The organism is Pseudomonas sp. GL_093 (assembly GCF_057837605.1).
On sequence record NZ_CM174448.1, the window covers coordinates 4190970 to 4206747 of the forward strand.

29 protein-coding genes are annotated in these 15778 nt (G+C 56.0%); 16 read left to right on the forward strand and 13 right to left on the reverse strand.

Translation table 11 applies throughout. The annotated features are described in order from the left end of the window. Positions 1 to 147: 147 nt before the first annotated feature. From AC3IUE_RS19155 to AC3IUE_RS19215, 13 genes are all read right to left on the reverse strand, one after another. Positions 148 to 525 carry a hypothetical protein gene (locus AC3IUE_RS19155; RefSeq protein WP_489263330.1) on the reverse strand — a complete coding sequence of 126 codons (378 nt, stop codon included), beginning with the start codon at positions 523 to 525 and terminating at the stop codon, positions 148 to 150. Continuing rightward, entirely contained in the window at positions 522 to 836 is a 315-nt protein-coding gene (locus AC3IUE_RS19160; protein WP_046047667.1) for a phage holin, lambda family, read from the reverse strand. The genes AC3IUE_RS19155 and AC3IUE_RS19160 overlap by 4 nt, the downstream gene beginning before the upstream one ends. Before the next feature lie 282 nt (positions 837 to 1118). Continuing rightward, positions 1119 to 1334 (reverse strand): hypothetical protein, encoded by a 216-nt coding sequence (locus AC3IUE_RS19165; protein WP_489263331.1) that lies wholly within the window; start codon positions 1332 to 1334, stop codon positions 1119 to 1121. Between the two features lie 133 nt (positions 1335 to 1467). Beyond that, entirely contained in the window at positions 1468 to 1926 is a 459-nt protein-coding gene (locus AC3IUE_RS19170; protein WP_489263332.1) for a hypothetical protein, read from the reverse strand. Positions 1927 to 2049: 123 nt separating this feature from the next. Continuing rightward, positions 2050 to 2247, reverse strand: coding sequence for a hypothetical protein (locus AC3IUE_RS19175; RefSeq protein ID WP_489263333.1), 198 nt, complete (start codon positions 2245 to 2247; stop codon positions 2050 to 2052). Between the two features lie 196 nt (positions 2248 to 2443). Continuing rightward, positions 2444 to 3121, reverse strand: coding sequence for a hypothetical protein (locus AC3IUE_RS19180; protein ID WP_489263334.1), 678 nt, complete (start codon positions 3119 to 3121; stop codon positions 2444 to 2446). Further along, positions 3118 to 3693 (reverse strand): recombination protein NinG, encoded by a 576-nt coding sequence (locus AC3IUE_RS19185; protein WP_489263335.1) that lies wholly within the window; start codon positions 3691 to 3693, stop codon positions 3118 to 3120. Before AC3IUE_RS19185 ends, AC3IUE_RS19180 begins: the two co-directional genes overlap by 4 nt. Continuing rightward, a complete protein-coding gene (locus tag AC3IUE_RS19190) occupies positions 3690 to 4160 on the reverse strand; it encodes a hypothetical protein (protein ID WP_489263337.1) in 471 nt (156 codons plus the stop codon). The genes AC3IUE_RS19185 and AC3IUE_RS19190 overlap by 4 nt, the downstream gene beginning before the upstream one ends. 2 nt (positions 4161 to 4162) lie before the next feature. Further along, positions 4163 to 4969 carry an ATP-binding protein gene (locus tag AC3IUE_RS19195; protein ID WP_489263338.1) on the reverse strand — a complete coding sequence of 269 codons (807 nt, stop codon included), beginning with the start codon at positions 4967 to 4969 and terminating at the stop codon, positions 4163 to 4165. Then, entirely contained in the window at positions 4959 to 5828 is an 870-nt protein-coding gene (locus AC3IUE_RS19200; protein WP_489263339.1) for a replication protein, read from the reverse strand. The genes AC3IUE_RS19195 and AC3IUE_RS19200 overlap by 11 nt, the downstream gene beginning before the upstream one ends. Positions 5829 to 6000: 172 nt before the next feature. Beyond that, the gene (locus AC3IUE_RS19205) at positions 6001 to 6426 is read right to left on the reverse strand and encodes a phage regulatory CII family protein (RefSeq protein WP_489263340.1); all 426 of its coding nucleotides are present in this window, start codon (positions 6424 to 6426) and stop codon (positions 6001 to 6003) included. A gap of 398 nt (positions 6427 to 6824) precedes the next feature. Further along, positions 6825 to 7028, reverse strand: coding sequence for a hypothetical protein (locus tag AC3IUE_RS19210; protein WP_489263341.1), 204 nt, complete (start codon positions 7026 to 7028; stop codon positions 6825 to 6827). A gap of 35 nt (positions 7029 to 7063) precedes the next feature. Next, positions 7064 to 7279, reverse strand: a complete 216-nt coding sequence (locus AC3IUE_RS19215) for a transcriptional regulator (RefSeq protein WP_489263342.1) — start codon at positions 7277 to 7279, stop codon at positions 7064 to 7066. Between the two features lie 88 nt (positions 7280 to 7367). Between AC3IUE_RS19215 and AC3IUE_RS19220 the strand changes: the two genes are divergently transcribed. The 16 genes from AC3IUE_RS19220 to AC3IUE_RS19295 all read left to right on the forward strand — a co-directional run bounded on the left by AC3IUE_RS19220 (position 7368) and on the right by AC3IUE_RS19295 (position 15743). Next, on the forward strand, positions 7368 to 8024 hold the full coding sequence (locus AC3IUE_RS19220; protein WP_489268882.1) for a LexA family protein: 657 nt from the start codon (positions 7368 to 7370) through the stop codon (positions 8022 to 8024). A 2-nt stretch (positions 8025 to 8026) separates the two neighbouring features. Then, positions 8027 to 8230, forward strand: coding sequence for a hypothetical protein (locus tag AC3IUE_RS19225; protein ID WP_489263343.1), 204 nt, complete (start codon positions 8027 to 8029; stop codon positions 8228 to 8230). Further along, positions 8202 to 8453: a hypothetical protein gene (locus tag AC3IUE_RS19230; RefSeq protein ID WP_489263344.1), complete on the forward strand. Its 252-nt coding sequence runs from the start codon at positions 8202 to 8204 to the stop codon at positions 8451 to 8453. The genes AC3IUE_RS19225 and AC3IUE_RS19230 overlap by 29 nt, the downstream gene beginning before the upstream one ends. Before the next feature lie 36 nt (positions 8454 to 8489). Continuing rightward, entirely contained in the window at positions 8490 to 8729 is a 240-nt protein-coding gene (locus AC3IUE_RS19235; protein ID WP_489263345.1) for a hypothetical protein, read from the forward strand. 120 nt (positions 8730 to 8849) lie between these two features. Next, a complete protein-coding gene (locus tag AC3IUE_RS19240) occupies positions 8850 to 9191 on the forward strand; it encodes a hypothetical protein (RefSeq protein ID WP_489263346.1) in 342 nt (113 codons plus the stop codon). A gap of 135 nt (positions 9192 to 9326) precedes the next feature. Next, on the forward strand, positions 9327 to 10169 hold the full coding sequence (locus tag AC3IUE_RS19245; protein WP_489263347.1) for a hypothetical protein: 843 nt from the start codon (positions 9327 to 9329) through the stop codon (positions 10167 to 10169). Continuing rightward, positions 10166 to 10609, forward strand: a complete 444-nt coding sequence (locus tag AC3IUE_RS19250) for a hypothetical protein (RefSeq protein WP_489263348.1) — start codon at positions 10166 to 10168, stop codon at positions 10607 to 10609. The genes AC3IUE_RS19245 and AC3IUE_RS19250 overlap by 4 nt, the downstream gene beginning before the upstream one ends. A 623-nt stretch (positions 10610 to 11232) precedes the next feature. After that, positions 11233 to 11484: a DUF1654 domain-containing protein gene (locus AC3IUE_RS19255; protein ID WP_489263349.1), complete on the forward strand. Its 252-nt coding sequence runs from the start codon at positions 11233 to 11235 to the stop codon at positions 11482 to 11484. Between the two features lie 334 nt (positions 11485 to 11818). Next, positions 11819 to 12067 carry a hypothetical protein gene (locus tag AC3IUE_RS19260; RefSeq protein ID WP_489263350.1) on the forward strand — a complete coding sequence of 83 codons (249 nt, stop codon included), beginning with the start codon at positions 11819 to 11821 and terminating at the stop codon, positions 12065 to 12067. Positions 12068 to 12144: 77 nt separating this feature from the next. Continuing rightward, positions 12145 to 12447: a hypothetical protein gene (locus AC3IUE_RS19265; RefSeq protein ID WP_489263351.1), complete on the forward strand. Its 303-nt coding sequence runs from the start codon at positions 12145 to 12147 to the stop codon at positions 12445 to 12447. Between the two features lie 57 nt (positions 12448 to 12504). Beyond that, the gene (locus AC3IUE_RS19270; protein WP_489263352.1) at positions 12505 to 12693 is read left to right on the forward strand and encodes a hypothetical protein; all 189 of its coding nucleotides are present in this window, start codon (positions 12505 to 12507) and stop codon (positions 12691 to 12693) included. Positions 12694 to 13383: 690 nt separating this feature from the next. Beyond that, positions 13384 to 13635 carry a hypothetical protein gene (locus AC3IUE_RS19275; protein ID WP_489263353.1) on the forward strand — a complete coding sequence of 84 codons (252 nt, stop codon included), beginning with the start codon at positions 13384 to 13386 and terminating at the stop codon, positions 13633 to 13635. A 21-nt stretch (positions 13636 to 13656) separates the two neighbouring features. Then, positions 13657 to 13905: a hypothetical protein gene (locus tag AC3IUE_RS19280; protein WP_489263354.1), complete on the forward strand. Its 249-nt coding sequence runs from the start codon at positions 13657 to 13659 to the stop codon at positions 13903 to 13905. Further along, positions 13902 to 14117 carry a hypothetical protein gene (locus AC3IUE_RS19285; RefSeq protein WP_489263355.1) on the forward strand — a complete coding sequence of 72 codons (216 nt, stop codon included), beginning with the start codon at positions 13902 to 13904 and terminating at the stop codon, positions 14115 to 14117. Before AC3IUE_RS19280 ends, AC3IUE_RS19285 begins: the two co-directional genes overlap by 4 nt. Then, positions 14114 to 14308 (forward strand): hypothetical protein, encoded by a 195-nt coding sequence (locus tag AC3IUE_RS19290; protein ID WP_489263356.1) that lies wholly within the window; start codon positions 14114 to 14116, stop codon positions 14306 to 14308. Before AC3IUE_RS19285 ends, AC3IUE_RS19290 begins: the two co-directional genes overlap by 4 nt. 280 nt (positions 14309 to 14588) lie before the next feature. Continuing rightward, positions 14589 to 15743, forward strand: coding sequence for a coiled-coil domain-containing protein (locus AC3IUE_RS19295; RefSeq protein WP_489263357.1), 1155 nt, complete (start codon positions 14589 to 14591; stop codon positions 15741 to 15743). Positions 15744 to 15778: the final 35 nt, after the last annotated feature.

Below are 15778 nucleotides of genomic sequence, written 5' to 3' on the forward strand. Positions count from 1 at the left end.
CGCTTGATCTGGGCGTCCACCTGGTCGGCACACGTGTCCAGCAGTTTGATGGCCTGATCCTTGAGCTCCCACACATCGCCATTGAGGCGAAGGCCAGCCTCAGACTCAACTGCGTCAATCCGCTCACAGGGGATCAGTTCGGGCGCTTCAATTCTTACTGCCTGAGTCTTTGTTACCACTGCCGGCTTTCCCGCGCAGGCCGTCAGGCAGAGGCTGAGCAGCCCAATCACGAACAGGCTTGCTGTTGCGCTTGAGATCTTCAAAGTCTTTCCTCGCCTTTTTGGCTTTGTCTTCGCTGGCCTTGATTCGTTTGCTGAGGTCGGCGGTGTAGGCGGCGTTGCGCTGGGCTTCGGCGCGAAGGGTCGTGATCGTCGCCTGGCTTTCTTTGTTGGCGTCGACGGCGTCTTGCTTGCCCTTGGCCTCGATCGTCACCTGACCTTCAAGCGCAATGACCTGGTAGTGCTGGATACCCAGCAACAGGCAGGCAACGAGCGCGATGATTGCAGCAGCTGCGAAGGCCTTCATAGCGAATCCACCTTGCGACCCAGGAAGCGGGTCACCATTTCACGGATGGCTGTCACGCCGAGGAAGCCAATGGCGCCGCCGGCAGCAACTGAAAGATTCGACGGCCACTCCATCCAGGCGATAACGCTACTGGCTGACAGGCTCAGGCCTCCGCAGATGAGCGCCTCGAAGATGATTCGGCGCTTGCTGGTTTCTTTGGCGTCGTACAGCACGCGCAAGAGGGAGATGAGGATCGCCATAATTGCGCCCTGTAGGAGTGGATTGCTCATTGCCTCCCAGAACTTGGCCCAGCTCTCAGGTCTGTCCGGCATGATTGAGAATCCAATGGCTCCCTCTTGGGGAGATTGATAGATCCGGCTCCAGCAGCACTCCCAGCTCAGAGCGATGGGCGTGGTGGAGCCGAAAACGAAAAAGCCCCGCACGATGGCGAGGCTTTGAAATTGGTCCCGCATGTGCGGGCAGTTGGCGTTGGTTGTTCTTGCCACTTAGTTGCGCGTGGCCGCCAGACGTCCGCTTACGGCGGCGAGTCTTGCTTCACATAGGTATAGGTGTCAGGGTCGCAGCTTGTCAAACAACGTGGCCGGGTTTCTCACCTATCGCATATCGTCAGATGACGGCGCGTCTTCATCCGCCTCTGGCATGTTTCTCTCGACTGGATCTCTCCAATCTTCAGGACGTTCGTCCTTTGTTCTTTTCAAAGGATCGGGTTGGCCTGGATCATCAGGACGCTGCGGCTCATCTGAACCTGGCTCAGGCTTGGACGGAACAGAACCTTGTGTTTGATCTTCGAAACTCGAATCAATAGACATACCCACCTCGCCATTGAGGTCCAGCTTTTCTGGGCCGTATAGGTTTGAATTCCGCATTAGCGCAGGGTGCATTCGAGTTGATGAACGGGCACAAAAAACCCCGCACAATGGCGGGGCTCTCAAAGCGGATGACTTACCAAGTACCAGTCCCACAAGGGTTTTCTTTCGAAGCATAAGGCTTGGTCAATTTGCTGAACCCTTTGGCTGGGATCGAGCTGGTCAAGCCGTCAGCTTTCAACTCAATTGTTTTTGCCTTGCGCATTGCAGCCCAAAACGCAGGAAAGTTTCCGGAGCAGGCATTGCACTCCACATAAAACGGATTGCTGTACTCGACACCGTCAACGATAACGTCGAAACCGCCTTTATCGTTGTGCGAGTAGAACTCCTTACCCGAAATAGTTGCCGATCCGCTCACCGGGCTCATCTCGTCATTTTCGTCACAGGCGAAGTTCAGGTAACTCTTTGCCTCATCGCCAGCAAAAAACTCAGTCTTCCCTTGGCCCCAGCCCGTTTGCCATTCGTTGGTTGCAGCTGTTGCTGAAGCACAAGCCAAAGAAAGCAAAATCGCAAATGCAGCTCTGTTCATATCCATATCCCTATCATGCTCAGCCGGCCAAATGATGCCAAAGCGATATTACACGGATATCTTGGGAAAATTGAATTCCGCAAACGAAAAAGCCCGGCTCAGTGGCCGGGCTCATAAACTGGGAAACCGTTAGGGTCTGGGATGCTCGCTCGACACCGAGTTGGTGGCATCCACATCGACCATTTCTTCATCGACAGGCGCTTCGTCGTCCGGAGGCAGCGGAACTTCAGGCTCTTTCCCCTTGGGATCATGGCCTGTTTCGTTGTCCGTGGTGTTTGTTACGCCCTGCTGAGATTTGTTTCCAGGGGCATTCTCGTCAATGTCCATGCTGGCTCTCCGTTCTGAGGCGCGGGATATCCGTGCATGAACTTGAGAGGCGGCGCGGATCGGCAAGTGCCGGGCGCTGGACGAACGGCGAAAACTAAAAACCCGGCGCTTGGCCGGGCTCAGGTATTCGTGTGCGTGTTGCGTGAATTGCGCACTATGGGAAAAGTACGCGCAATTCCCCGTCATGTCAATATTTTTATGCCGCTTCTTCATCTTTTTCCGAGTGAATAACCTGCCATACCGGTTGTTGTGCCAGAATATCCACTTCCTTGATCACTTCTTTCAGGGTTTCCCACAGGTCGAGCCAGTCGCGCGTCCAGTTCTTCGGATCAATCGTCACACCGAAGAAGGTCTTCATCTCCGCGGCGACCCGAGCCGGCCCCCACTCTGCCGCCCCAACCACCTCCCCTTTGTACGATTGCAAGGCCAGGGTCACCAGGTACTGCGCCTTCACGCGCTTGGCCGAAGTTAGGTCTGGCAACTTGGCATGGGCGGTGATCAGCAGCACAGCATTCATGACGTGACGCATGGTCAGTGCCGGGTGATACAGGTAGTGGCCGAACTGCTGAACCTGAAACGGTAGCGTGTCGATGGCGCGCAATACCTTCCCGATCGTGGCCAGGTGCGCGGCGCGGGCGGTGGATCGGCCAATCGGCGTACGGCGTGTCTCGCTGATGCTGATCTTCTGCCGAACGATCTGGATGCGCTCTTCCTTGTCGTCACCCAGTGCAGCGAACACGGCCTCGTGGCAGCGCATGCGGCTGCCCTTCTGAACCGGTGCCGATTCAGCCTTGTCGATTGCCACGGCGCTGATCGATGCGTTCGATTCGTGCTGCGACTCAGTCCATACCTGCCTTGCATTGATCAGCTTCATGCTGCTTCCCTCTTCAGTTCTTTGGTCTTCGCCAGGTAATCGGCCTTGATGTTTTTCAGGTCTTCAATGGTGTATCGCTTTGGGTCGTGCGGCCCCTCCAGCCAATCGACCTTGTCGGTGCCGATGCGCTTAACCAGCTCGATGCGGTAATTCACGATATCGCCCGACTTGTGCGTGTTGCATGGCGAACATTGCCGATGACAGTTCAGCGGCTCGAAGCGCAGAGCTGGGTTGCTCCCAACAGTCCGGTAGTGCCCGGCGTCGTACTTGCCCTGGTGGTGCCGACCGCAGCTGATGCACGGCAATGCCGCATCACGTTCACGGACCCAGGCGTTGAAAGCGGTCTGGGCCTCTTTCATGTACTGCCCCTTCGGCTTGATCCGCTCCTTGGCTGCGCGGATCTCTTTCCGACCGAGTTCGGCCAGCGACTTGCGCGCCTTCTCCCGGTTCACGTCCTTGATGGCCAGTCCGCACTTCGGGCTGCACACGGCTTGACCCAGACGCTGCGGCGGGAAGCTGATGCCGCACGCTGGGTTATTGCACTTCTTCGGTTTGGGTTGTTTGGCGATCATGCAGCCTCCTTGCTGAGCAAATCGGTGAACACCACGCCTTGGCCGGTGAAGAACGCGGCGATTCGGTCGGTGTACGCCACGCCCTGGGCGCGATTGAACAAGCTGGTCACCGGGAAGCCGTCAGGGCCGAACAGCTTGCATTCGCCCATCATGGCCAGCTTCTCCTCGTAGGGCAGATGGCGCATGACCCGGTACCACGCTGCTTGGAACCCTGAGTCCTCGTTCAGCAGGATCTGCACGCCGAAGTGCAATTTGCAGTAGCGACGGGCGTCGACTGTGTCGCCGATCTGGGTCATCTCGGAAATGCGCTTGTACATCCCGAACCACAACGAGTTCTGATCGAGCGTGCGGTCCTTACCCGGGCGCAGGGATACCACGACGAACTTCTTGTCGCGGTACATGGTGGTCAGGCTGGTGATGGCTTCGGTGAGCTTGGCCTGGCAGTTGACGCTGATCTTGTCGGTCATGATCAAAACCCTTCCTTGCCGCGCTGAGATTCCCACTCAAATGGAATGACGATCACCCCGCCCTCTCGCAGACGATCCGCGCAGCGCTCGCCGATGGCAGCCGGTAACGCTTTCGCATCCAGGTTGGAAACGATCACAGTCGGGCGCTGTTCCTCGTACCGGCCGTTGATGATTGCGAACAGCGTGGTCAGCTCGAAGTCGCTGGGTTTTTCCTTGCTGACGCCGATCTCATCGAGGATCAGCAACGAAGGACTGACGAGGCTCGACAGGATCTGGCTTTCGCTCTGCTCGCTGGTCCGATCGTAGGTTGCGCGGATCGCTTGCAGCACGGCGCCGACAGTGCGGTACACGGCCGTGGCGCTCGACCTGGCCATGATCTCATTCGCGATCGCCACGGACAGGTGGGTCTTGCCGGTACCAGGCTTGCCCAGCAACAACAGGCAGCGGCCCGACTCGGCGATCTGCGAGAACTCAGCGGCGTACCGGCGGCAGGTGTTCAGCGCTTTCTGCTGCTCGGCGGTGGTGGCCACGTAGCCCTCAAAGGTTTTGCCAGCGAAGCGTTTCGGGATCAGCGCCGAGCCAAGCTTGCGCTCCATGGCCATGCGGAGCATCAGCGCCTTGCTCTTACGCTCAGACTCTTCCGTCGCTACCTGGGCGATTCGAGAGCACTCAGGGCAACCGGTCTTCAGCTCGCGACCGATGACCGAGAAAATCTTCTGCTCGAACTCACCGTGGGTTTCGCAATCAGCGGGCTGGATTCGAGTTCCCGGCGGAAGCTCGGGGGTCGGTTGTACTGGTTCAGAACGCATAGCTACCGTCCTCCCGCTGGATTAGTCCGTCGGTGTAGTTGCGGTCAGCGAAGCCGGTGTGACGGCTCTGCGGGGCAGTTTTGGCAGAGGGTTGTTCAGCCAGGCGCTTGGCGATCCACTCGGCCTTGAAACCCTGCCATCCAGCGGACAGTGCCTCGGTCATCGCGGTCTTCACGTCGATCCCGTGATCGGTCTTGCACTTGACCAGTTCAGCGTTCAGCGAATCCCAGACGGTCGCGGTGGTCGCTGCGCGCTTGGACTTGCGCAGGGACAACCAGTCGACCAGCAGTTGCTCAGGGATGGCGTTTGGGTTGTTGGCCAGCATCTGGATTTTGCCGAACGGCTTCTTGCGCTCAGGCTTCGGCGGAGCCAATTGCGCTTGGGGCGGATTAATCTCTTTCGAAGAAAGAGTTAATAGGGGTTCTTTCTTTGTATAAAGAAGGCAAGTTGCCGTTTTGGTCTCACTCGCATCTGGTCTCAGTGAGACGATTTGGGCTGAGTGAGACGTTTTGGTCTCAGTGAGACGGTCAGGTTTTTCCTCATAGAAGCACCACTCGCGAATAGGGGAAATCCCGATATCACCTCGGCTTCCCCCTACCCGGAAGATGATTCGACGCTCAAGGAGATGACTGATCGCTTTCGACGTGACGTCTCGGCGCATGTTGGTCTGCTTGCCGATATCGTCGGCGGTCAGGCGCTTGGTTTCGAGTTGATAGCCGATGGTCTGCCGTGCAATGGCCATGAGAACGCGCAGTTCGCGCGCTGGCAGGTCAACCGTAGCCAAAGCCTCCATCAGGCTGTTGTCCATACGGGTGAATCCCCTGCTGCTGTTCAGCTGGATGATGTTGTCGGGGGTCATTGCTTGACTCCCTGAGAACGAGATTTGAGGCGCGACACGTTTTCGGAATTAACAAAACGTGTCGCGACATGGTTCGGGGTATTGCTTGAATTGGGTTGGCTCTGCATAATCGGCCTCATCAAGTGGTAATGAATTAGCCGGGGCGCAATCCCGGCTTTTTTGTGTCTGAAATTCAGGCGGCCTTCACCGACTGCTTGAAAACTTCGAGGCTGACGATTACTTCCTCAGCCTCTTTGAGCAGATCCGACTTTTCGCGCGAGCAAACACGGCCGTCAGCCTGGGCGTCGAACGCGAGACGGGTTACGTCTGCCAGATCGGCGTGCAGGCGAAGCAGCGCGGTATTTAGGTCGATGCCCTCAGGCTTTTCTTTCGGAATCAGGTCGAAGCCGAAGGACTCAGCCCAGGCTTTCAGTGGCCTGAAATCTTGGGTGAACTTCATGATCCGGTGCAGCTCTTCCACGTTCATGCGGTGAGTGTCGTAATCAGGGTTGGCCTTCTGCGAAAGCAGAGTTCGGGACTTAAAATCGGCACCCTCGGCAATCTTCCTGGTGCCGTGGTCATCGACCACGTCGTAAATCGCCTTCATCAACTCCTGCATGTCACACCCCTGAAATTGTTACGTGGCCCGATGCCACCTGATCCGCGATCATTCGTCCATCAACTGATCAGGGACGAATCCATGACCTTCTTTTCTTCCAGTCCCGAACCAGGGACCAGCGCCAATCTTGAAAGCTGTTACCGACCTACCCTTTCCGCTTTGCGGTCCCTAATAAGGGCTGTGAGTCACCGCTTGGGAGGGAAGGCAACAACGTTGCTGTTGGGTAAGGCGCTGTCGCAGATCGCTTTCTTGAGCCCTGGCATGGCCAGTCGCAAAAGTTCGGAGGCCAAGGCATCCGGTGTGATTCCGATCTCCGACGCCCATCGCGCCAGTTCTTCTGTTGCGCCCTTCCTGAGTTCAACTACTGCACTGGGCATGAATCCCCCTCTATGGCCTTCTCAGGCGCGTCTTCTCTCCAGCTCAAACGGCAGCTCTCCGAGCGTTCGCTTGACCTCAAGCGCGGCCTCGATGATTTCTCGGCTAAGCACGCTGTGTTGCAACTTCATGTCGCGGGCAACGTCCTTCAATTCCTGAAAGACTTCGTCATCGAGGCGCACCTTCACCTGGTGTTCATGCCGGTGCGCTTTATCGTCGTAGGCCATAGGTTCACTTCCGCTTTCGGTGTGACTGGGCAGGGTTAGGCGGCGGATTTACGAGTTGGCTGATGGCGAGAACAGAGCTCGCGAGCGGTGATTTCACCGCCTGTAAGCTCCTCCGCCTTGAATGCCTTCTCTGCGCTCATCAAGCAAATGCCAGACACCCAGTACGAAACCGCAGCTTGAGATACGCCGAGAGCCAGAGCTGTTTTGGTTTGCCCGCCGAAGTGGTCGACGAGCCTTTCGATGGGGGTCATTTGAGACTCCTCCTGATAAGCCTGCTTATATCCTAAGTAGAAGGACACTTATTTGCAAGCCGATAAGGGAACTTATAAATTCCAGCGGATGAGCACACTCGCCGAAAGAATCAAATCCGCACGAATTCACGCCAAGCTGACGCAGAAGGCTCTCGCTCTTAAGGCGGGGGTTGAGCAGCCGGTGATCTCGCAGTTGGAAACTGGAAAGAACCTACAAAGCGCGCACCTGCCGAAAATTGCGCATGTGTGCGGCGTGAGCGCCATTTGGCTATCTGAGAATATTGGTCAGATGATCAATTCAGTGGCGACCGAGTCGAACGTGGGCGAATCCCGTCAGCCCGTTGAGTCCTACCGCTACCCGGTGATCAGCTGGGTAGCCGCCGGCGCTTGGGCTGAGGCCGTGGAGCCCTACCCGGCCGGCTTCTCGGATCGCTATGAGTTTTCCGAGTACGACTCAAAAGGTGCGGCGTTTTGGCTTGAGGTCAAAGGAGACTCGATGACCTCGCCCGCCGGGCAAAGCATTACCGAGGGCACGCTGATCCTGGTTGACACCGAAGCCGAAGCAACAGCTGGAAAACTGGTTATTGCGAAGCTACCGGACAGCAACGAGGCCACCTTCAAGAAGCTGGTGAACGACGGCGGGAGGCTGTTCTTAAAGCCGCTGAATCCCGGATACCCGATTGAACCGTTTGACGAACGCTGCCGGATCGTGGGCGTCGTCGTGCGAGCACTGCAAAAGTTCTGACAATGCCAAAGAAGCGGCCGGCAGAAAGCACTGCAGCAACCGCTGCGGACATCGAGAGTTCCATCCAGGCCTTGAACAAAATGGCTGAGCGCCTTTGGGGAGATGGTCGAGAAACCGAGGCGAAAGCCCTCCTTGATGCCTTGGATTCGCTAAATCGGGCGCTGGACCGGATCTGGATTGGCGAAAGTCGTAAGACTCTTCATTGAAGACCTTCATGGATCGGGAACGAGGGTTGATGGCATGGCGCACTCACTTCAATACCAGATAACCGAATCCGTTCGCGTCGTTGAGATCGAGGTGGGGAAACTGCTCGATTTGGCAGCAATGCTGAAAGACGCTGGAAATGATGTCCTGGCTTCGGCTGTCTCGAACCAGGCGAATAAGCTGCTTGAAGCTGCAGTGGCACTGAGAATTGCTATAGCGGGCTGAAGGAATTGGTGTAGTTGTGATTTGCAAGGAGTGGTGATGGTACTCAACAAGCCCGAGCAAGACCTGAAGCGCGACCTCCAGGGTGTCGCCTCCGATCTGAAGTGGTCAGCGGTGGAGCTGTTGCGGATCGCCGAGCGGCTGAGCCAGGCTGGTAACGAGGCAGATGCCCAAGCCGTGCTGAGGATGTGCACAGTGTTCCATGCCGATGAGGATCGGCTGACCGCTTACGCTGACGAGATAAATGCGGGGAAGATTGTGCGGGCGAAAAACGACTAGATCTCGATCATGAGTAATGTGTTCTGGTGGGCGATGTACTCCAGATAGACTCAGCTTGTCGACGAGAACTGTCGGTTTGTGGAATTGAGGAATTTTGATCAGCATTGCAAGGAAAGCGATATGCCGGTAGTAGCCGTACTGAATGACGAGTCAAACCTTGGTGAAATTCTTGCAGCACTGAAAGCTTACGGCGTGGTGCTGGCTAACCACTACACTCGCCCCGGAGCATCGGACCTTACGCGTGAGCTCAGAATTGCACTGGGTCCAAGGTCTGACGAGAACCAGCTTTTTTGCCATGATCTGCCTCTGCCAATAGATGGCGAACCATGGTGGACCAGCGTATTAGTCCTGCCCCCCCGATATCATTTTCAATACCGTGAAACTATTGCCTTGGCTGCAAGAGCGCTGAGCGCTGCAAATGAATCGAAGGAAAAGAGCGTTTTTCTCTATCATGAACCATAGGCACCCGCCGGCGGGGCACGCGGCGAGGTGAAGGCGGGAAGGATTGTGCGGGGGAAGGTTGAGTGAATAGCTGGTCTTATTGCGCGCCCTGAAAGGCTTTGCAAAATAATATGATGCACAACGCAGGGACGGGCCGTGTCGAAAGTTAGATTCCACCTTTATAGATACCAAATACTTCCAAGGGACCGTTTTTTTCAAGGCGACCTATATGGCGCAAGCTCGATAGAAGACTTGATAAGCCAAAAAAACGACATATTCAAAAGCGCTCTGTTAAGCGAAGGCGCCTTTCAGTCAGGAAGAACGGATGTAGCAGTCAGGCCAATCCATCAAGAAGGGAATTTTCTTTTATTTAGATTAGCAGCAAACAGATCAATCACACTGGAAGCGAAAGACTTCAGCACAAAGTCTACTGAAAACTGGCCAAAAATACTTTTTGCGATACTTAACGAACCCGACCAACAAATTATTGCAATTCAGCATCGCAGCAATGCCTTTCAAAGCACCGATGCGGTAATGCGCATGGCAATGAAGTCCGTAGAGTCGTTTTTGCACAATTATCAGCTCGTTGTAGAGTGGGAGCCCCTGTTCGAGAAAAAAGCATTCTGGGATCTCGTAAAGACCTACGAAGGCAGAGTTAAAAAGGTTGAGTTTGAGTTTATTACGCCGAACATGGCTGGCATATCTAGAGTTCTACCTGACGGACTGAAGAATCTAGCAAAGAAATCCAACGCTACAAAGGGCGTTCTGGCAATAGAAGCTGCACACGATGCTAGCCTTACTCTGGATAAGGATGACCCTGTCATTGGAGGCTTGGCTTCATATGCGGGCGATGGCGGTGGCGCAATCGCACTTACGATTAGAGGAATAAAGAAAAAAGTAAAAACAAAAGGAGCGAGTAGAGAGCTGGAAATAGATGAGGTAAATATTGAAGGAAATGCTAAACTCGTAATGCAGGCAATTTTGGATATATTAAAATGATTAAACAGGTTCTGACTACTTTTCTAATTGCCCTAGGGATAGGGTGCATTTGCTATCAAGCTCAGAACCTTGCTCAGAGTTACTACCTTAATGGCTTCTTGAAAGACAATCTAATAAACTTACTGGTAGCTCTGCTTGCCGTGAATTCGGCAACAATGGGGATTGTTTTGACAAAAATCCGAGAGCTTACAGATAAGCACGGGAGCCCTGAAAGCTTCACTGAAACCAAAGAGCACATGCTGTTATCAATACGTGAACAAATTGCACTAATAGTGTCCGCAATCGTTTTGCTAACGGCAAATTCTTCAAGTTACATTTCCGGCAACGAAAGTATAAAACCAATAATTGCCACACTTGTAATTTCTGTTTTTGCCTACTCGCTTATGAATCTTTACGACATGGCGAAGAGTGTTCTCGTAATTCTCGACTACGAGATTTAAGCCTGGCCCAGCGACCGGCTTTTCGTTTCTGCCCTGTCATGCCTTCGTCACATCCACCAAACACAATGCAGTCAGCCAAAGGGATTTGGCCACGTGCATCAAGAGCCCGGCCTAGCGCCGGTTTTTTTCGTTCTACCCTACCCTGGCCCGCCCATGCACTCCGCGGTGCTGGCAAGTGATGCTCCTGCCTGCTGGACAAGCTTGCGCCACTCGTCGCTGGTGATGAGGTCGGCCCGCTCCATGGCATCAGCCCGCCTCAACAACCCGAAGTACTTAACCTCTGCGTCCATTTGACTTCCAGCCAGTGCGAATAGCTCACGCCAGGCGGTCATGGCCAGTCTTCGCTGTGCCTCTCTCATTGGAGCCCCTAGTGGTGATCTATGGGAGTAGAGGGCAGGTTACAGGGACCGTTCAGTATGATGGCACTCTGGGCGACCAATGGTGGCCGTGCGCCACGTACGAATAAAAGAATCTGAATAGAGTCTGCCAAGCGCGGACTTTTTTGTGCCTAGAGAAAAGGTGCTCGCAAGCCCCGGCTACCGAAACAGATAGGCCAATGTCTCTTGCCAAAATATGGCAGGAACAATACTGTACATGCATACAGCTATAGCAAGGAGCTTTCCATGTCAAAAATCGCGTCACCCGCTTCGCATGCCAGAGACTCATATGAATTGGTTGGTAGGCGCATCCAGCGTCTGATAGCTGCGCCCGGCGTTCAGAAGGTCCAGGTCGTCACCGTCGCCCGCAACGATGATGAAAGCCCAGAGGCTTGGCGGCAGGTAATCCAGGAAATCGAAGAAACGAGCGGCGTACGCATTGAGCACCTGGACGGCGGCGCCGTCAGGATCGGATGGCGACAGTTCTACGAAGCGTGAAAGGACCCGCCTACGAGCGGGTTTTTTATCGCCTCCGCGAAATAATATAAGCACGCTTATTGACGAACAAAATAAGTGCGCTTATATTTCAATCCATCGCAACCCAGTCCCCATATCGGGACCAGCTGCGAAGGGTCGAGAGATCCGCCGCTCTTTAACAGCTCAGGATCCTCGCCATCGACTACCCCGGGTTTCAGCCGGTAAGTGCGAGCAACAAATAGTTGATGCCACGCCAGCTCTGGAACTGGCCGTGCTCACCAGATGTGAGTACGCGAAACCACGCAAGCCAGCCGTACCAGCACCGAACACGAAATGTGCGACGACGGCCAGAGATATGAATCCGGCGATGCGCGTGGTGGAGACAACAGATTTCCTCGATGCGCTTGGAAACAGGCGCATCCGGAAAATCAAACAGGAGGGATTCACCATGGTTTACCGCAATGAGAAAGGTCAGTTCATCACTGAAACCGCCGCCATCGCGATGGATCTTCGTTTCTTCATTTTTGAATGGAAGCGCTGGGCTCTGATCGAGCTGACGGCCTGCGCTGCATGGCGGAAATGCGCGACTGCCGCCAGAAGCTGAACACGCTACAAGTATGACGGACCTTTTCCTGATGCACCTGGTGACGGGTGCATTGGGAAAACAACCGGAGCATGACCATGAACAAAGAACAGGTTTACGACGACCAAATCAGCCCGCTCATGCAGCAGATCATCGGCATCTGCAAGGAACAGGGCATCGCAATGGTGGCGAGCTTCGACATTGCCCACGACGGCGAAGGCCCGAACGGCGAGGACTGCTCCAGCCTCGTTTGCAGCACATTGCTGCCCGACGGCAACGACGAACCCAACCCAGTGTTTGCACAAGCCAATGCCCTGATCCGGCGCGCCGGCCGACCCGCCCCAATGATGTTCACCACTGAGCATGGCGACGGCTCCAAGACCATGACGGCGGTTATTTGATTTCACTGGCTGGCCTTGGCGACAGGGCCAGACGGGAAATCAACTGGAGCAGCAACCATGGATCAACCAGCAACAGCGACAACGAAATGCACCCGCTGCGGCAAGCCTGCAGATCCCGTCATCTATCGAAACATCATCTACCAGGAATATGACGATGTTCGTCGACGCAAAGTCGTTCGAAACGACCGCATGCCGTTCTGCAGCGAAGAACATGTAAGCCACGAGCAGATGAGCCGCGAAGGCTGAAGCATCGCCTCTGTCCATTCAATGAGTGGGCAGAAGGATGCAGATGAAAGCGGACGTGGCCTCGGACCAGCGGGAGCTGAGGCATTCAACAAATAGACGTAGCGGCCTTATTCGGCCATCTGCATCCCGACGACCTGGTACTCCCCAACACCAGGCCGCATCGGAGAGTGATCGAAGCGTGCCCAAGCGGGCTGCAGCGCTAGGATCGCAAAGCCCCGGAAACCTCCTGAGCCGGTATGAGCGAGACGGCCAATACTATAAACGCGGCGGGAAACAAGCAGGGGTTGCGCCCTGGTGCTTCGATCACTCTCCGATGCGGACGAAACTGCGGCCTATAACCGCCCACCTGCATCAAATCCCAGAATCGGTTGTTATCGAGCGCTGGCGAACTGAACACGACCGTGGAACTCGGCGCCGGAGACGTTACCGGCACGCAGATGCGGCGTTGAAAGCTGGGTTGAACGCTTCGGCGGCCCTGGAGAAACGCAGGTTAATACGGCGCCAGATAATGCTGGTTGCCCCTCCGAGCGGTCGTCCCGAAAGGGTCCGCTCTCGCCGGATTCGCGCCCGGCCATCTGCATCCACCCTTCCCGACAACACCCGCATGCACTCCCCTCCGCGCCCAACAGCAACCAGCGGAACGGATGAGTGCAGCCGAGTTTTGTTGGATCAACCACAGAGGTATTCGCGATGCGCCCGGTAATGACTCGAATCGGCAATTCCCGCTCCGGCTTCAAGAGCGCTGGTAAAGCGCTGTTCCATCACTGGGGTGTAGACACGATTGAAGCTGATACCGGCTTTGGAAACTACACCGTGGCGGTCGTCGAGTATCCGGACGGCCGTGTCGACATCTTTCCCCCGGCGAACATTTTGTTCCTCGATGTGCAGGACCAGGGTCAGGCAGTAATCGACACCTTCACCGGCGAAGCGAAAGTCGCTTAACCCGCCACCCTGGAGGCGACCATGGCAACCAGCTATGCAGACGGTGCGCAGGCCCGAGAGTGGGACAGGCGCTACGACGCTTGGGGGCGCGAGAAGAAAGCGAAGCCCGAAGAGTTCCATGACTACGAAGCTGCCGAGCAGATGCGCACTCAGGCGCTGGTTGATCGTGCCGCCCGTGCAATTGAAGAGCGCAAAAGCCTGAAGCGCCGCATCGGCCTGGCAATGGCGCAAATGGAAACGGTCTGTCCGCCAAAAGGAGGCGCAGCGTGAGTACCAGCAACCATGACTTGGCGATCGGCATGCTCAATGGCTATATCGAAAGCCTGATCGACCCCCAGTGCGCCCCCATCGCAGTAAAGGCATCAGCCAACACCGCGATCCTCATCTTCCGCACGCTGAGCATCATCAGCGCCGACGAAGACGCCAAATACACCGAGCGTTTGCTCCGCACCTTTGATATTCGGCAAGGGAGAGCGTCATGACCGCCGCGCCAGTGAAAACCCTGATCGACGAACAGCTTGACGACATCGAGCGCAAGATTGCCCTGCTCGGCTTCGGCCTGCCCTTCAACGAGTTGATCGGCCGCAAGCGCGAAGAGCTGGTCGTCAACCTGCCGCAGCGCTTGGCGCCGACCATGAAGGGCCACCGGATTGCGGTGAGGGTTCGGTCGTGAAGATCTTCTACTGGATTCTCACCGCCGGCCTGGTACTTGTGCTGATGGCCTACAGCGTCACCCGAGACACATCCGGCGTCTGCCAAGTGCCACATGAAACGACTTACCGGGTGCTCCGGTGACCAGTCGCCAGCGGGCACGTCGCCTGCTGATCTGGCGCGGCTCTCTGCCTGTCCTCGCCCTCTTCGCTTTCCTGATGCTGCTCAGCGCCCTCGCCGATCGCGTCACTCAATAACTCTCACACCATTCAAGGCTGCGCACCGCGCCGCAAGGAACTGTCATGTCCGCAAATACTAAACAAGCACAAGAATCGCTCGAAATGAGCGAAAGCGACGATGTGCAAAAATCTGTAGTCCCTGCGGTAGCCGTCACCGACATCGCCGAATATCGGCCGCACGAGGAACAGATCGTTCGTCTGGAAACGACTTACGCGAAGCTGGTCGTTGACTGCTCGACCAGCGAAGGCTTGGCGAATGCGAAGGAAGTTCGCGTCGACATCCGCGACGTGCGCTATGCCCTGGCGAACACCACCAAGACGGCGCTGGTTCCCTATCAACAGAAAGTCAAGGATGCCCAGGCTCGCGTCAACCAGGTTAAAGAGTTCGGTGAGACGCTGAAGGATCGCGTGTTGGCGATTGAAACGCCTGTCGACGAAGCAATCAAAGCCGAGGAAAAACGCGTGGCTGATGCCAAAGCCGAGCGCGAGCGTGTTGAGGCTGAACGTGTCGAAGCCATCCGGGCAAAGATTACCCGCTTCAGCTCTGTCGCTGCCGCATATGCAAGCCGCAGCGCTGCCGATGTGGCGGCCATTCTGCAAGGCGTCAAGGAATCGGTGATCCTGCCCGAAGAATATGCCGAGTTCGAAGCTGAAGGCACCATCGCCCGCGACAACGCTATTGATCAGCTTGAAACGCTGCACAAGTCTGCCGTTGAACGAGAAGATGCTGCCGCCAAGCTGCTGGCCCAGCAGAAAGAACTCGACGAGCTGCGCGAGAAGCAACGCATTGCCGACGCTGAAGCTGAGGAGCTGCGCAAGCAGCGGGCCGAGGAAGACCGACTGCGTTTGAAGAAGCAGCAGGACGATCTGGACCAGCAGCGCCGCGACATGGAAGCACAGCAACGCCAACAGCGTGAGCAGCAGGAAGAGCAACAGCGCCAGCAGCGCGAACGCGACGCGCAGTATCAACGTGACCAGGAAGAGCTGGCCCGTCTGCGCGCCCAGGCTGCCGCACCAATTCCAGCTACCCCAGTGGCTGCCCCCGCGGTCGCAGAGCAGGCCGAAGTCACGCCTATCAGCGCGCATGCAGCTGCTGCTGAATCCGACGACGTAACTACGACCGCCCCATCGGTTGACGACATTGTCGAGGTTGTAGCTCTGGGCTTCGACGTGGACCTCGGCACTGCTCGCGCCTGGCTTCAAGCCATCCGCTTCTAACCACCCTTTCCATCTAACGGCCGACCCACTCCTTG

What these genes read in the sequence shown, in the direction of transcription:
- AC3IUE_RS19235 (WP_489263345.1), top strand. Translation starts at nt 8,490, where the DNA reads ATGGTACTCAACAAGCCCGAGCAAGACCTGAAGCGCGACCTCCAGGGT.
- AC3IUE_RS19265 (WP_489263351.1), top strand. Translation starts at nt 12,145, where the DNA reads ATGAACAAAGAACAGGTTTACGACGACCAAATCAGCCCGCTCATGCAG.
- AC3IUE_RS19275 (WP_489263353.1), top strand. Translation starts at nt 13,384, where the DNA reads ATGCGCCCGGTAATGACTCGAATCGGCAATTCCCGCTCCGGCTTCAAG.
- AC3IUE_RS19210 (WP_489263341.1), bottom strand. Translation starts at nt 7,028, where the DNA reads ATGGCCTACGACGATAAAGCGCACCGGCATGAACACCAGGTGAAGGTG.
- AC3IUE_RS19200 (WP_489263339.1), bottom strand. Translation starts at nt 5,828, where the DNA reads ATGACCCCCGACAACATCATCCAGCTGAACAGCAGCAGGGGATTCACC.
- AC3IUE_RS19240 (WP_489263346.1), top strand. Translation starts at nt 8,850, where the DNA reads ATGCCGGTAGTAGCCGTACTGAATGACGAGTCAAACCTTGGTGAAATT.
- AC3IUE_RS19250 (WP_489263348.1), top strand. Translation starts at nt 10,166, where the DNA reads ATGATTAAACAGGTTCTGACTACTTTTCTAATTGCCCTAGGGATAGGG.
- AC3IUE_RS19255 (WP_489263349.1), top strand. Translation starts at nt 11,233, where the DNA reads ATGTCAAAAATCGCGTCACCCGCTTCGCATGCCAGAGACTCATATGAA.
- AC3IUE_RS19175 (WP_489263333.1), bottom strand. Translation starts at nt 2,247, where the DNA reads ATGGACATTGACGAGAATGCCCCTGGAAACAAATCTCAGCAGGGCGTA.
- AC3IUE_RS19205 (WP_489263340.1), bottom strand. Translation starts at nt 6,426, where the DNA reads ATGCAGGAGTTGATGAAGGCGATTTACGACGTGGTCGATGACCACGGC.
- AC3IUE_RS19215 (WP_489263342.1), bottom strand. Translation starts at nt 7,279, where the DNA reads ATGACCCCCATCGAAAGGCTCGTCGACCACTTCGGCGGGCAAACCAAA.
- AC3IUE_RS19180 (WP_489263334.1), bottom strand. Translation starts at nt 3,121, where the DNA reads ATGAAGCTGATCAATGCAAGGCAGGTATGGACTGAGTCGCAGCACGAA.
- AC3IUE_RS19165 (WP_489263331.1), bottom strand. Translation starts at nt 1,334, where the DNA reads ATGTCTATTGATTCGAGTTTCGAAGATCAAACACAAGGTTCTGTTCCG.
- AC3IUE_RS19170 (WP_489263332.1), bottom strand. Translation starts at nt 1,926, where the DNA reads ATGGATATGAACAGAGCTGCATTTGCGATTTTGCTTTCTTTGGCTTGT.
- AC3IUE_RS19155 (WP_489263330.1), bottom strand. Translation starts at nt 525, where the DNA reads ATGAAGGCCTTCGCAGCTGCTGCAATCATCGCGCTCGTTGCCTGCCTG.
- AC3IUE_RS19290 (WP_489263356.1), top strand. Translation starts at nt 14,114, where the DNA reads ATGACCGCCGCGCCAGTGAAAACCCTGATCGACGAACAGCTTGACGAC.
- AC3IUE_RS19270 (WP_489263352.1), top strand. Translation starts at nt 12,505, where the DNA reads ATGGATCAACCAGCAACAGCGACAACGAAATGCACCCGCTGCGGCAAG.
- AC3IUE_RS19220 (WP_489268882.1), top strand. Translation starts at nt 7,368, where the DNA reads ATGAGCACACTCGCCGAAAGAATCAAATCCGCACGAATTCACGCCAAG.
- AC3IUE_RS19160 (WP_046047667.1), bottom strand. Translation starts at nt 836, where the DNA reads ATGCCGGACAGACCTGAGAGCTGGGCCAAGTTCTGGGAGGCAATGAGC.
- AC3IUE_RS19195 (WP_489263338.1), bottom strand. Translation starts at nt 4,969, where the DNA reads ATGCGTTCTGAACCAGTACAACCGACCCCCGAGCTTCCGCCGGGAACT.
- AC3IUE_RS19225 (WP_489263343.1), top strand. Translation starts at nt 8,027, where the DNA reads ATGCCAAAGAAGCGGCCGGCAGAAAGCACTGCAGCAACCGCTGCGGAC.
- AC3IUE_RS19295 (WP_489263357.1), top strand. Translation starts at nt 14,589, where the DNA reads ATGTCCGCAAATACTAAACAAGCACAAGAATCGCTCGAAATGAGCGAA.
- AC3IUE_RS19190 (WP_489263337.1), bottom strand. Translation starts at nt 4,160, where the DNA reads ATGACCGACAAGATCAGCGTCAACTGCCAGGCCAAGCTCACCGAAGCC.
- AC3IUE_RS19280 (WP_489263354.1), top strand. Translation starts at nt 13,657, where the DNA reads ATGGCAACCAGCTATGCAGACGGTGCGCAGGCCCGAGAGTGGGACAGG.
- AC3IUE_RS19185 (WP_489263335.1), bottom strand. Translation starts at nt 3,693, where the DNA reads ATGATCGCCAAACAACCCAAACCGAAGAAGTGCAATAACCCAGCGTGC.
- AC3IUE_RS19260 (WP_489263350.1), top strand. Translation starts at nt 11,819, where the DNA reads ATGAATCCGGCGATGCGCGTGGTGGAGACAACAGATTTCCTCGATGCG.